Origin of the sequence: Lacticaseibacillus rhamnosus, assembly GCF_900636965.1 — a bacterium.
Lineage (GTDB): Bacteria > Bacillota > Bacilli > Lactobacillales > Lactobacillaceae > Lacticaseibacillus > Lacticaseibacillus rhamnosus.
Genome location: NZ_LR134331.1, coordinates 575,438 through 589,705, shown reverse-complemented (window position 1 = coordinate 589,705; position 14,268 = coordinate 575,438). Strand labels below are relative to the sequence as shown.

Sequence of the window (14,268 nt, the reverse complement as noted above, 5' to 3'; positions counted from 1 at the left end):
AACGTTTAAGCAACCTTCATTTCAAAATGACTCAGGATCGATGCACAGTCCAAATGATTTTTGACCAAACCTTGCCATTCCCAGTTAGCCGAATAATGATGTGAGACCAGAAAGAATGATTAAATTTCATTTGACAAATTGCCATAATTTCGCCATTCTCAAAGTTAACAACTAGTTAAAAAGAAAGGAGATTCATTTGTCGACTAAAAGTATCATTATCAGTCAGGATCTTTGCGGTGTCGGTCAGGTTTCGATGGGCGTTGCCTTACCACTTGTGGCCGGCTTGGGTTTAACGCCGTATGTCTTACCCACTGCCTTGCTTTCCAGCCACACCGGCGGACTCGGCGCGAATACCTATCTGGATCTTAGTTCGGAAATGTCCGGTATTCTCAAACATTGGCAACAACTGCAACTAAATCCTGACGGGATCTACCTCGGCTACTTGGGCCAAGGCGCTGCTGATCAATGGGAACGTTGGCTGCCTAAGTTCCAATCTCACCTTATCCTCATCGATCCGGTGATGGGCGATGATGGCAAACGTTATAAGGGCTTTGATTCACAGTATGTTGCTACCATGCAGCGATTAGCGCAGCGAGCCACTGTTTTAACCCCAAATGTGACTGAAGCACAACTACTGCTGGAAGAACCTTTAACTGCACCAACCGATCCTAAAGCGGTGAGCGCTTTGGCCAGACGTCTTTACACCCAATTCAACAGTGCCGTCTTAATCACCGGCGTGCCGTACCATAACCAAGTGGCCGTTATCGGGGTGGATGCACAAGGTGGCCCACTTGCACTCGCTCAGCCCAAAGAACCCGGGCATTATTTCGGCACAGGCGATCTTTTCGCCGCTGCTTTGGCAAGCGCCTTGCTAAAAGGACAAACTTTACGTCAAGCTGCAGCGATCGGCATGATTGCCGCGCAAATTGCCATTAAAGCCACTTTGGCTACGAATACCAATCCCAAATATGGCTTGAATTTAACTGGGGTCATTTCGGCTATTAGTAAAGAACTGCCGTAGAGATTTCGGCTATTGTGGCATTATTTTTTATAAACTAGATTCCACCATAACGCATTCGCCAGCGCAGAAGCCGGCTCGCGCTTACTTTCCTATAACGCGCTCCCCGGCGCAGAAGTCTGCGTGTAAGGACCTCAGGCGCAATGGCCAAAACCCGGCCATCACGCCTGAGGCCACTTACACTCCGACTTCTAACCGCGCCGGCTCGCGCTCACTTTTTTTGGAGGTTTTCCCATGCAAGTTTCACGACATTCCTTGAAAAACATTATCTTTACCGGCTTGTTTGCTGCCATTATTTACATCGGCATCTCCCTTTTGCGTATTCCCATCCCTGCGATGGTCGGGCGGCCGTTTATTCACTTTGGCAATCCGCTCATGGTGCTCGCAATTTTATTTCTTGGTGGGCGGCTTGGCGGATTTGCGGCTGTGGTTGGTCTTGGTGGCTTTGATTTGCTTAACGGTTATGCTGCCACCTCATGGCTAACTGCCTTGGAAGCAATCGTCATGGCCATTGTTGTCAGTGCGTTGGTTAAGGCTTTCAAGCATCAGGACAAGCCGCAGTATATTATCACCATTGCCATTGTTGCCGGGCTAACCAAAATCGTCACTTCTTACTTAACCGGTATCGTCGAAGCACTCATGGTCGGAACCATCTTAAAAACCGCGGTTGTTGGTGCCTTTTTAAGTCTTCCCGCAACGGTCATCAATTCCATTGCCACAGCGATTATCGTGCCTATCCTGTACTTTATGCTTCGTCCACTATTCAAACGGTTTAATAGTTAAGCTCGTTTATGTTCTTTAATCAGCCTTTATTGTGGACTAGTCCAGAAGTCTAAGCATTTATCTAACACTGCTAAATCTCAGCAGTGTTCTTTTTATACCCGAAAAATACGTTATAAATAAGTCGTTTGCCTATACACGCATAATTTTTTCTGTCATAATCAGCGCAAGCATTGCCGTACCATTTTCGATCACATCATTGACTAACGCCGATGACATACATACATAACAACGCCCGACTAAAGGAGGCCATTATGATGGCAGAACCCATTGTTTCATTGAATCATATCGTGAAAAGTTTTGGCGCTAAACAGGTTCTCAAGGATCTCAGCTTCTCGATTACCCCCGGCAACATTGTCGGTTACATTGGTCCTAATGGTGCCGGTAAAAGTACCACCGTTAAAATGATGCTCGGCTTGCTCCAGCCTGATGCCGGTACGATCGAATTGTTCGGTCAACCACTCAAACCTAATGCGACAGCCTACAAACGCCGCATTGGCTATGTACCGGAAAGTGCCGATGTTTTCGATGCGCTCACTGCCCGTGAATATCTCAGCCTGATCGGGCAACTGTATGGTCTCAGTGCCGCCGATGCCGAGCAAAAAGCATTCGCCTTAGCAGAACTGGTTAACTTGAAAGATGCATTCGATCGGCGAATTTCCTCTTATTCTAAAGGGATGCGTCAATTGGTGCTGATCATTGCCAGTCTATTGCATGATCCGGATATACTCTTTTGGGATGAACCGCTTAATGGTCTGGATGCCAATACGGTGCTCGTCATCGAAGAAGTTTTACAAAACCTGCGCGACCGCGGCAAGACAATTTTTTATTCGAGCCATATTCTCGATGTTGTCCAAAAATTGTCCGATCGCATCATCTTGCTTAATGACGGGATGGTGGTTGCAGATGGACCGTTTAAGACCCTTGCTAAAGAAGCGGATACCAACCTGCAACAGCTGTTTAACGATCTGACCGGATTTGCCGAGCATGGTCAAAAAGCCCAGACATTCGTGGATATTGTGACAGGCGGTGATTCTAATGAAACGGCTGAATAAAGCGCAAGCCGAACCGGTCAACACAGCCGCCATGCCATTACCCAAAGTGTTTGCTTGGCTAAATCGCTTTGCCCCGGCGCTGGAAAAACGCGGTATCCAATTTGATCAGTTGCGGCTCATTTTGGCCACCAAAAATTTACTGGCCGCCCGCGAGCCAAGTGGCATGGGCAGTCTTTTCAGTCAGCGTAAGCGCGGTAAAGATGCCAGCCTGAGAACCGGTTTTCTCTGGAATCTGCTTTTCGGGGTCATTATTGGCCTGATGATGTTTCTACCGGCCTCGGCTTTGACACTGTTCACAATCTTTTTCTCCGTTCAACTGCTAACAAGTTTTCTGAACATCCTAACCACTTATTCGAGTTTAATTCTTGATCCGCGTGATCGAACCGTTTTTGCTTCACGCGGGGTCAATGATCGCACTTTGAGTTTTGCGCGCATCCTTAATGTTTGCTTCTATCTTGGCATCACATTATTAGCAATGGGGATTCCGGGAATTGTCATCACCGGTCTTCACTTTGGACCACTGGTAGCCGTGGGTGGGCTGTTGGGACTGATACTAAGCGGTATCCTCAGTTTAGTGATCGCCTTATTTGTTTATTTACTGGTATTACGCTATTTCGATGGCGAACGGTTACGCAACATGCTCAACTTAGTCCAGATTCTATTGATGATCGGGATTTACGTTGGCGGACAGTTACCTAATTTATTACCGCGGGGAATGTCGTCAGTCAACCTGTCACTCGCTCCTGAATTCAGTTGGGTATACTTGCTAGCAGTGCCAGCATGGTTTGCCGGACTGCCGATGCTTTTTGCGGGTCAAGTGAATTTATTAAGTATCGTATTAACCATTTTAAGTATCGTCGTTCCCGGCGTTCTCACACTCGTCTTCTTACATTATTCTGGCGCGTTCGAGTCCTATCTGGAAAAATTGAATCAAGGCGATGCACGTACCCGGAAACTTGGTTGGTGGTTCCGCGGCATTAGTACTTTAATGACCCGGCCCGGGGATGAGCGAACTTATTTCACACTAGGCTGGCGGGTGCTTGGTAGCGAACGTGATTACAAGTTACGCGTTTACCCGCAGCTGGCGTATGGCATTATTCTGCCGTTGATTTTTATCAGTACCGAGATTCGCGATATGCCGTTTGCAACTGCCCAGCACTATATTGCATATGCCGGTATGGGCGTGATCGTGGCATTGGCTCCTGCGCTGGTTAACTTACGCTTCTCAAGTCAGCCAAAAGCGATGGCGGTTTTCCAATACGTTCCGTTCACAACCCACGGCTTATTACTACGCGGCGTGGTTAAAGCCATGTTCGCCCGACTCTTCCTGCCGCCACTGTTGCTAATCACCTTGGTCACAACCATCATGGGTGGTTGGTTATCCTTGTTGGCCGGCATTAGTGTGATCGTGTTGACTTATGGCTTCACGCTCATGATGGGCTGGCCACTGGTTGGCGGCCAATTTCCATTTGCCAGTGTCTATTCTGCCAATGCCAACTTTAGCGGTGGTGCGGTTGGGTGTGTCAGCATCGCCATTGGCCTGATTGCGGCAATGGCCGTCATTTTCATCGGCGGCTTTCTGGCCAGCTGGCTCTTCCCGCTATGCCTCATTATTTTAGGCGCTTCTATCGGGGCACTCCTCGGACATTTCTATCGGACCAACTTACGCTATGAGCTCAGAATTAATACTGAAAATGACTAACAAACCTGCCTCGCAAATGCGCTTGACGTGTTTGCGAGGTTTTTTAATGGCCTGATTTAACGGTTGGCTTGTTCGAAAGTTTGATCAACAAGGCACGAACTAGCCAAGTAGCAGCTTTTTGCGTAGAATGGTCTGGATAGTTTATTTTGGAAAGGAAACCCGCCATGTCGCGCACTGAAACCCACCTTGTGAACCAAAATGATCAGAAACTAAAAGGCGTCATTTTTGCTGTTGTTGGCGCCATCTTTTGGGGTGCTAGCGGTATATTCACCCAAATGTTATTTACCAACGCCGGGGTGCGACCGTTATGGCTAGTCGGCATCCGGTTATTTTTTGCCGGATTATTGCTGGTTATCTGGAGTTCGCTCAAAGACTTACGGCAACTGGGCACTATTTGGAAAAATCGGCATGATGCCATGTTGCTAATTCTCTTCGCCTTTCTGGGTATGGTGCCTTCCCAACTGACTTATTTTCTCGCCATTAGTGCCGGCAATGCAGCCACAGCCACGATCCTGCAATTCCTGGGGCCAGTTTTTATCTTGCTATACGTCGCATTTGCTACCCGCCAAATGCCGCGGCGCATTGATTTCGTGAGTATTACTCTCGCGCTGATCGGCACTTACTTGTTGGTAACGCGCGGACGGCTCACCAGTCTGAGTCTGGCACCGGCTGCGGTCTTCTGGGGAATTATGGCCGGCGTGAGTCAGGCTTTGTACACGTTGTTACCTCGCACCTTGCTTGCCAAATATGACGCGCGGGCAGTCACCGGCTGGTCCATGCTGCTCGGGAGTTTGCCCTTTTTGCCCCAATATGTACTACGCCGCAATCCTGTGCTGACATTGCCTAATCTTGGTGCCATTGCCTTTGTCGTAATTTTCGGCACCATGTTCGCTTACCTGCTCGTTTTAGGCAGCTTGCATTACATTTCACCAGTCGCAACGGGCATGCTCAGCGCGTTTGAGCCATTGACAGCCACCACACTAGCAGTCACCCGCTTGCACATTGCGTTTGGTCCGGCAGAGTGGCTGGGTGGTTTTCTTATCGTGTTAAACACCTTGTTGCAAGCCCTGCCGTTTAATAAGCTGCAACATGTGCAGCGCCGCTTAATCCGGCAGCTTTCGCGAAAGAAAAGTCTTTAACCGCGTCCAAAAAAGCACCTTGACCTTGGATATAAAAGGATCCTGATCTGCAGTGATTATCACTGCAGATCAGGATCCTTTTTTCTAATCAGCGATGCTTACTCGACTCACTGAGGAGCGTTGCTTAATAACCAGGTTGCGGTGGCTTGATATTGTCCGGCTTTAGCAGTAGCAGTTTGCTCAATGCCTAGATAAGCCGCAATATTGCCGGTCTGTGCGCCTAATGTCCAATCAGTACCGCCTGCTGCCATATTCTTCACCAGGGTTGCATTGTTGTTATCTCTGATTGTAGCCACTTTGTCCGTTCCGGTGGCGGTTCGATCCGCCAAGACCAGCGTTGCTTTGCCACCTTGCTGACTACCATGATCACCTAAAACATACGGCTGCCCGACAAGTGTAAACGGCGTCAGTTGCATCATCAAATGCCAGCCTTGCTTGGTCGGTCGGGTATCCTTGATGCTTAACACTTTCCCTGTCGAGTTGGCTGGCTCCAGTCCATGCTGATTGGTCAACCACTGGCCTGTTTCTAACTGATTCGGGGATGCCGTATCGGGATTAGGAATACCGTTCACCATGTCCATGACGTTCGGATTGCGATAACCACCCGCGCCATCTTTGAGTTCAAAAATAAAACTCGGCACTTTTTCCAGGGTTAAATCACCGGTTTCCGGATCAAGGATATACTCCAACACATCTTTACCGGCAGGCGTTTTTAAATCATAAGTTTGCCCGTCGCCACTGACCGTTCCGATTGGTTTATCATGAAACAGCGTCGATTTCAGCAAGCCGTGATGCTTTACCCGCGCCGGTAGCGAAAATTGCAATTTGGCTGCGGTTCCGGCCGCAACTGACGGCATTTGCGTAACGACAATCCGATTGCCGTCGCTCTGCACTTTTCCTTGAACGGTAACCGTGCGACTGCCAATCGTAAGCGTTATCGGCAGCTGGTCGCCTGGTTGCGCCGGCGTTCCATCTGCTTTGAGATAATCAAAATACTGTCCTTTGGGTACATCCATGGTGATGGTGCCATTGGTAGGCCATGCTGCTTGCATAGTTGCTTGGACGTCCACCACATAATCATAATGAATGGCATCTTCTACCTTCAAATGCGTGTTGGCATCAACTGTTTCCGCGCCTCGCATTAACGCAACCGTTCCCTTAACCTTCGCCACTTCCGGTAAAGCACCGATAGCAACCACATGTGGTTCATAGTAATTACTGGTGGTACCGGTGAAACCTAAATAAAGTTGCCGCGGAACCGGATCGTCTGCATTTTGGGCAAAGTATTTTTGAATATCAGCACTTGTCCAAGTGACTTTCTCCGAAAAGACATAGGGTTTGCCATTGCTTTTCTGAACCGTGACAGTATAAGTTAGCGTGCCGCCTCCCCGGTTATCCTTCTTCCAGTCTATTTTCACTTGATGCCATTTGCCGTTTGCCGCCGTTGATGCAAGGGTATTCTGTCGGCCAATTCCGGTTTGGACGCCATTAAAAGGAGGATCGCCTTTAAAATATAGCCACGACATCCAATAAGGATTAGAAATTCGATACATATTGGCTTGTCCTGGATAGCCCGCGCCAAAATAGTAATCGGTATAAGCACTATATTGATCATAACCACCTGCAGCATCACCACCATTACGCCGAGTATCAACATATAAGGCAAAACTATTTGGTAATGCTGTATTAGCTATTTGCTGGGAGGTGCTGCCTGCAGGTAAATGATCGACACCCCAGATACCAAGCGATGATGGGTCAATTTGTTTTGGTGCAGCTGGTCTAGCTGCCAGCACAAACGCCATCCCTTCACCAATTGTGGTTTTATTACCCAGATAATAATACATGGTGTATGACGCATCTTTGTCCAAGTCAAACATAGGCGCCGTACTCCAGATGGCACCGGATTGGTTAGGAGCATCTTTATTAATTTCCATTCCGACCGCACTGCCCGTCGCAGAATCGATAATCAAACTTGAATCTTTTTGAGTTGGTTCAAAGAGCCCGGTAACATCAGAAAATGATGGCGGTGCGGGGTACCCTGACGATGACGGCCACCCAGCCGCGGCGTGTGCCGACACGGAAGGGGCCACCATCAAAAAACTAACCAGCAAGCCCAACCAAGTAACCAGGTAGCCGCACTTCTTCATGATCGTCACTCCTTTCTAAAGTGAGCGTGAACCGGTGCGGTTAGAAGTCGGAGTGTAAGTGGCCTTAAACGTGATGGCAAGCTCTTGGCCATCGCGTCTAAGGTCCTTACATGCAGACTTCTGCACCGGTGAACGCGTTATGATGAGCGTGAACCAGCGCGGTTAGAAGCCGGAGTGTAAGTGGCCTTGGGCGTGATGGTCGCACTTTGACCATTGCGACCAAGGTTCTTACACGCAGACTTCTGCACCGGTAAACGCATTGATGTGGTTTAAGGTTGCGGCGCATTGGCAAGTGTCCAAGTAATTGCCGCCTGATACCTGCCTACTTGAGTGGTAACATTGATCGGGCTTGAAACCAACGTCAACTCCGTACCAGCGCCAATAGTCACCTGATTATTACCCTGCCCTTGCCCGGTACTAGTCGCGCTTGCAGCATCTGCCTGCCAAACCACCGTCTCAGGCGTTTGTTGATCTTTGGCAAACTTCAACCGCGGCGCTTGGGCCCCTGCTGGGTGAACGGCATTCAAATCAGGATTACTCGTCGTCGGATTCGTCCCCACCAGATCAATATAACCTTCCAAAAAATGTCCCTTACCATCCGTTAGCGCGTCCATCTTTGCTGTTAACGTCCATCCTGCGCTGGTGCCACGATAATCACCCACCTGCAACAACCCAGACGCGTTACCGTCATTAGCATTCGTACTATTTTTAACCGGCCCCTGATTAACCTTATTGCTGCGTAACGCATGCTTTGTGAACTGTCCGCTAACAATTTCATAAACGGAAATTCCGCCAAAATTTAAGTCAGGAACTTGCTGTAAAACGATATTGCCTGGATCAACTGTCAATTGAGCCACGGATGATTTTGGCCCTAAGTCATCTGCCGCAGCTACCGGATAGGCTGTTGAGATTCCAGCTGCTATTAACAAGGTGGTAAGACTAAGGATTTGCTTTTTCATTTTCATCCCCCTTGTCTTTTCGCCCGCGCCAGAAGCTCAGGCCCATGATGTTGATGAGTAACAGCATCATGCCAATCACCGGTAACATACCCTGCTGACGGTTTTCACCAGTTTGCGGTAGGCGACGCGGCATCGGTTTATGGGATCGCGATAAATCATTTTTAAGTGGCTTTGGTGTTAAAATGTCGCTGCCAGGCGCGTTAATGGGATTAGCGGGTTGTGGTCGATCATCTATCACGATCACCTCGCCGATGGAAGTTGCTGCTTGTACCTCATACACGGCAACACTACTCAAGCCAATGAAGCCCATTAAAACAACAAGCTTGATCCAAAAACGCCACGTACTAAATCCCATCGGTTAGCACCTCCTTTTTCAAGCAAACCTTGGCTAAAAAACCAATTATTCAGCGTTAAACTTGGCAAAAGAGGGCCAGTCGAAGATCACTGTCCCTCTTCTGACGTTTGATAATCAGTTACCCGGCGCATTTGTCAGGGTCCAGGTAATCGCAGTTTGATACTTACCTGCATAGGCCTTAACATTTTTGGTCAGTTTCAGTAGGTTCTGCGGGGAGGTGAACAATGAGGTGTTTCTGCCTTGTCCTTGATCTTTAGCCGCTTGCCAGATTGGAACCGAGCTACCTGCCAGAACTAATTCAGGATTTGTTGCGAGCGCTGCCGGATTATTATCGGTTTCGTCCGCTTTGATATCACCCGCCAATACAATGCTGCCGCCCAGGGTTTGACCCGTTTCATTCTTAAGTTCGCCTGCCTGAGCTTCCAATCGCCAACCTGCACCAGTTCCGCGATAGTCTGTAATGTTCAAGATTCCCTGATTATTACCATCTGCCGCATTCCCAGCAGGTTCATTCTTCACCGGTTTGTCAGTGACCGTATTATTCAGTAACGGTAAAGTTTGATCGCCAGTAGCTAAAGCTTCAACACTGACACTCTTAAACTTCAGATCCGGAACTTTTACCAGTGATAAAATATCCTTCGAACCATCTGGATTATCTGGGTTTTTCGGATCTGGGTTAGTCGGATCCACCCCGACCCGAACTTCACCAACGGAAGTCTTCTTCGATGGCGTGTCAGCCTCGCCTGCAGCCAATACATTGGTGACTGGTAAGATCATACCAGCCAACGATAATGCAGTAAGACCCATCGCCATGTAGTTAACTCTTTTCATTATATTATCCTCCATATTCTTGTTTGATTTGTTTTTCCTCTCTATGTCTATTATAGTATTCTCAAAACAATCGTAATGCAAGCGTTTTCTTCAAGCATTACAATTGTTATTGTTATAGTTTAGTATTTAAACGTTATTTATGTCATTTTCTTCCTTGACTAGACAGCATTATGATACTTGCGTTCGTCTGGTTTTATGTTCTTGATGTAAAAATTAAATAATTTAGTTTTTTCTTCCTTATAGAGTCAATAACAATATTATTAATTATTTCAAAGTTTTAAAATATCATTTATCAAAGATTAGATTCCTAAAAATTGATATCGTTTGATTAAAAGCATTTATTTAATAATTTTCAGCGATTATATTCTTCCCTTCATTTTTGCACAATTATATTTATACCAACTAAAAGTGCCGTATTTTGATTTTCCCCCATTCACGCAAAACTGACATTTTCAAAATACTGCCGCTGCCGTGACATTGAATCAATCTTATATTTCCCGTAATCAAAAAGGACCGTGCAACTAAGAGGTTGAACTCTTAATCACACGGTCTTTAATTAAAATATAGCGCATTGCGTTTCTTCGCGGCTTCAGTGTTTGATCCAGAATAAGGCGTCTTAACCAAAGTGACTAACACTCGCAATTAAAACGTGGATGGGTGCTTGAGAAACGACAGCAAGTGTTGCTAAGACAATGGAAACGACTAGTAGTGAAAATTTCGGTGAACTTTTTTTCATAACCAAACCCCTCAACTTAAATGACAACCTTCAGCAACATTGGATATGCACATCATATCCTCATTTGCAATTCATTTCAATGCCATTTTAAGTTGTTAAGGCATGGGGGCATCTGATAATGTCCAAGTTACCGTTGACCGATATTGTCCGGTACGAACGGATGGCGTTTTTTGAATCGACATGAACGCTTGCGTTTGCATTTCCTCTGTTCCGAGTGACCAGTTGCTACCGCCAGGAGCCATGTTTTTCACCGTGACAGCGTTGCCATTATCTCTTACCCGCGCAATTTCAGTTACTTTTGCTTCATTATCTTTGTTCTCAGCGATAACCATTTCCGCTTTGCCTCCGCTTGTGTTGCCGTTGTCACCTAAGACGTAACTGCCGTCTGCTAATGTGAATGGTGATAAACTCATTTGCAAATGCCAGCCCGGTTTATTCGGTCTTGTGTCAGTGACGCTGAGGATTTTGCCTGTTGCTCCTTGAGAAGGTGTCTTTGAATCAAGCGTATTTAGCCACTTGGACAAATCAAGTTCGGAAAGCGTTGTCGGGAACGGTTTTTGGCCTGGAATACCTTGAATAAAATCAGCAACTGTCGGATTTACGTTGGTTGCTTCTTCGCTGCCTTCCTGAAAAATTTTTTCAAAAACAAAGCTTGGAACACTCTTCAAAGTAACAGCACCCGGGTTTGCTGCAAGAACATACTTGATAGTCTTACCGATCTGATCAGCAGTGTTGGTAAAGTTATAGGTTTCAGCCGTGGGCGTCCCGCCAGTTAAACTGCCAGTGGCATCATCGTCAACTAGAAGATTACTAGTCAGTGTATGATTCTTAACAACCGCCGGCACACTAAATTCAAGCTGGCTATTTGTATTCTTGGGAAGGCTCCCTAGACTAGTCATTACCGCTGAGTTTCCATCGGCTTGGACAGTCGCTTCAGCCGGGATCGTTTGTCCATTTACCTTAATCGATACAGGCAATTTGTCGCCCGCAATAGCAGGCTTCCCATCTGGTTTCAAATAATCAAAATACTTGCCTTTGGGTAACTCGATCTGGCTAACCGGCCACTCCAAACCATTGAGATTTTCAACATTAATTGAGTAATGATAAGTGAGCTTATCACCAATACTTAGTAATGTGTCTTGTTTAACTACCTCGTCACCGTGCTTAAGCGTTACTGCACCTTTGAAATCGTTGAAATCAGCCAGGCTTTTGATAGCAACAAGATGCGGCTCTGACGTATCAGTCGTTGTGTTCGTGGCACTTGTGAAACCTAGAAAGAGTTCTTTGTTACTCGTACCGGTACTGGTAGTGCCAAAGATTGCACCAATTTCGGCTTCAGTCCAAGTAATACTACGTGCATTGGCCTTTCCTTTTAACTGATAAGTTAGGGTTCCTCCCCCACTATCTGCCTTTTGCCATGATACGATCAAGTTATGCCATTTATCATTTGTAACACGACCATTTAAACCATCAGCGTAACGTGTCGGTTTACCGATTGCATTGTCAAAAACTAATTCAGTTTGCCAAAAAGGAGCTCCAATGTTATACATGCTAGCATGACTCGGATATCCAGATCCAATATACTGTTCGATACTATTTGCATAGTGGACATGTTTGTCCAATCCGCTCGTCAAAGGATTAACGCTTTTCTTTGTGTCAATCACAATTGCAAAGCTTTTGGGAATCCCCGTCAAAGCAATCTGGTCTGGTTTAGCATCATTTTTTTCGGAAATCCCCCAAACGCCTAATGAGGATTTACCGTTACCCAGTGTACCTGGCTTTGCACTGGTCAGTACAAACGCAAGTCCGTCAGCTCCCTTATCATTCTTATTACCAAGATAAACTTGCATATCCAATGTGAAATCTTTATCTAGATTAACAAATGACTGATTGCTCCAAATAGCTCCGATACTATTTGGCTTATCTGGATTTATTTCAAGGCCTACTGTATCAGTATTAACGTCAATAACTTGAGATTGACCACTTCCAATTTTGCTAAAGATTCCATTCAAACTAGTGAACGTTCCTGTGTCCGGTATAGGATATGCCTCCTGCGTACCCAACCCCGGACTTGGCCATCTTGATGTTGCCGACATCACCATCTGCAGCGGCCCAAGCACCATACTGATCATCACGGCAAGGCAAGTTATGATAAAGATTTTCTTTTTCATTTTTGACCTCCTTGCCGTGAACGGCCGAGTACGAGTAGCGCGGACAATAAAACGATGATCAGAATTTCAACCCCAATCACGACATACCATACCTGCACGTCATCACCGGTTTGCGGTAAACGTTCCGTAGTGGCTGCTAGGTGTCGTGGCTGCTGTCCTTTATCTTCAGGTTGACCCGGCTTTCCGGGCTCGGGAACTGCAGGTTGCTCAGGATTGGGCGCTGGCATTTCTCCGGTGAGTTCAACTTGAGCCACAGAAACCTCGGCATGCACGCTCTGAGTTGCGGTACCCGCCATCATGAGCAGTGCCAGCAAAAGTAGCATCATCAAGAAGTTAGTTTTCTTTTGTTTCATCAGTCTCCCTCCCTTTGCGTCGCTGCCGCCAAACCAGCCACAGCAAGACGAGAATCACCAGCGCCAGGACGATTGCAATAATGATCCATAACCACGGTTTTTGTGGTGTTTCCCTTCCTAGTTTCTGCTCAATGGCTTCAGATTGCTGACGCGTAATGGTAAAGTTGCGGCGCCAGTGCCAGGTCTTACCAACCGCTTTGGCTGTTAAATCTAGCGTATACGTGCCCGGCGAAAGCGCCTCTTTGGAAGGAAGTGCGTAATCAAAATGCGAGTTCGGGGCAAATGACCAGCCTTTCTCCGTCCGGCTTAGATAAGGCTTATCTGAACCTTGACGATAAACTTTGCCATCTAGCGTCATGTCGCCAAATAAACGCGGCTTGGTATTTTGAATAGTGGCCAACACCCCGGCCCGATTATCCTGTGACCCTGGTTTAACCGCCATGAGGTTAAGATCGGGTGCTACTTCGGTCGTTGAAGTTTGCAAGACCACCCCGATGAGCATGGCGAACTTGTTGTTAATCGCCATCCCTCCGCCACCGCTTTTATGGACCGTTGGATCTTCAACATACAAACTGCCGAGAATCTGACCCGTGAAGCCTTTTGCCGGAATCTTGACATCAAACGTCACCGGCACCTGAGCATCCCCAGCCAGATCAATGGTTTTGGGTTCACCGGCTAATTGTGAAAACGTGTACTCAGCCGAATCATCCTTGTGGTCATTGGGGTAGTAGCCAATCGTGCCATTAGTTTGCGTAAACGCACTCACCGGACTGACTTTAAGTTTCTTAGCTGTCTTCGTCGTATTTTTAACATAAATGAGCAGCCGCTGGGTTTCACCCGGCTTTACCAATAGATTGAAGTACGTTGATTGATCGATCTGATTTTGCGGTAATGCGGGGCTGATTGTAAAACCTGCGCCTTCAGCTGCATGCACTTGCTGATGGGTGCCAAACCACAGGAAGCTCAAGCAGGCCAGCAGACCTAGTAAAAGTTTTTTTCTCATAATCTTATCCCCACGGTTA

General features: G+C 47.0%; 12 protein-coding genes. 5 read left to right on the top strand and 7 right to left on the bottom strand.

All coding sequences use genetic code 11. The features are described from left to right. Positions 1–196 precede the first annotated feature (196 nt). The 5 genes from EL173_RS02940 to EL173_RS02915 all read left to right on the top strand — a co-directional run bounded on the left by EL173_RS02940 (position 197) and on the right by EL173_RS02915 (position 5,694). The gene (locus EL173_RS02940) at positions 197–1,021 is read left to right on the top strand and encodes a PfkB family carbohydrate kinase (RefSeq protein WP_005691732.1); all 825 of its coding nucleotides are present in this window, start codon (positions 197–199) and stop codon (positions 1,019–1,021) included. 231 nt (positions 1,022–1,252) lie between these two features. Beyond that, positions 1,253–1,801, top strand: coding sequence for an ECF transporter S component (locus tag EL173_RS02930; protein WP_005684210.1), 549 nt, complete (start codon positions 1,253–1,255; stop codon positions 1,799–1,801). Between the two features lie 254 nt (positions 1,802–2,055). Beyond that, on the top strand, positions 2,056–2,853 hold the full coding sequence (locus EL173_RS02925) for an ABC transporter ATP-binding protein (RefSeq protein WP_014571148.1): 798 nt from the start codon (positions 2,056–2,058) through the stop codon (positions 2,851–2,853). Beyond that, positions 2,837–4,555, top strand: coding sequence for a hypothetical protein (locus tag EL173_RS02920; RefSeq protein WP_005691730.1), 1,719 nt, complete (start codon positions 2,837–2,839; stop codon positions 4,553–4,555). The genes EL173_RS02925 and EL173_RS02920 overlap by 17 nt, the downstream gene beginning before the upstream one ends. A 164-nt stretch (positions 4,556–4,719) precedes the next feature. Beyond that, positions 4,720–5,694, top strand: a complete 975-nt coding sequence (locus EL173_RS02915; RefSeq protein WP_005691728.1) for an EamA family transporter — start codon at positions 4,720–4,722, stop codon at positions 5,692–5,694. 107 nt (positions 5,695–5,801) lie between these two features. Here EL173_RS02915 and EL173_RS02910 read toward each other — a convergent pair whose 3' ends face one another. The 7 genes from EL173_RS02910 to EL173_RS02870 all read right to left on the bottom strand — a co-directional run bounded on the left by EL173_RS02910 (position 5,802) and on the right by EL173_RS02870 (position 14,249). Further along, positions 5,802–7,841, bottom strand: coding sequence for a WxL domain-containing protein (locus EL173_RS02910; RefSeq protein ID WP_005691727.1), 2,040 nt, complete (start codon positions 7,839–7,841; stop codon positions 5,802–5,804). Positions 7,842–8,110: 269 nt separating this feature from the next. Next, the gene (locus tag EL173_RS02895) at positions 8,111–8,800 is read right to left on the bottom strand and encodes a WxL domain-containing protein (RefSeq protein WP_014571145.1); all 690 of its coding nucleotides are present in this window, start codon (positions 8,798–8,800) and stop codon (positions 8,111–8,113) included. Further along, positions 8,781–9,155: a Rossmann-fold NAD(P)-binding domain-containing protein gene (locus EL173_RS02890; RefSeq protein ID WP_005691724.1), complete on the bottom strand. Its 375-nt coding sequence runs from the start codon at positions 9,153–9,155 to the stop codon at positions 8,781–8,783. Before EL173_RS02890 ends, EL173_RS02895 begins: the two co-directional genes overlap by 20 nt. 114 nt (positions 9,156–9,269) lie before the next feature. Further along, positions 9,270–9,986, bottom strand: a complete 717-nt coding sequence (locus tag EL173_RS02885) for a WxL domain-containing protein (protein WP_005715056.1) — start codon at positions 9,984–9,986, stop codon at positions 9,270–9,272. Between the two features lie 831 nt (positions 9,987–10,817). Further along, on the bottom strand, positions 10,818–12,893 hold the full coding sequence (locus EL173_RS02880) for a WxL domain-containing protein (protein ID WP_005691720.1): 2,076 nt from the start codon (positions 12,891–12,893) through the stop codon (positions 10,818–10,820). Beyond that, positions 12,890–13,246, bottom strand: a complete 357-nt coding sequence (locus EL173_RS02875) for an LPXTG cell wall anchor domain-containing protein (protein ID WP_005691719.1) — start codon at positions 13,244–13,246, stop codon at positions 12,890–12,892. The genes EL173_RS02880 and EL173_RS02875 overlap by 4 nt, the downstream gene beginning before the upstream one ends. Next, complete coding sequence (locus EL173_RS02870) at positions 13,227–14,249, bottom strand: WxLIP family cell surface protein (RefSeq protein ID WP_014571144.1); 1,023 nt, start codon at positions 14,247–14,249, stop codon at positions 13,227–13,229. The genes EL173_RS02875 and EL173_RS02870 overlap by 20 nt, the downstream gene beginning before the upstream one ends. Positions 14,250–14,268: the final 19 nt, after the last annotated feature.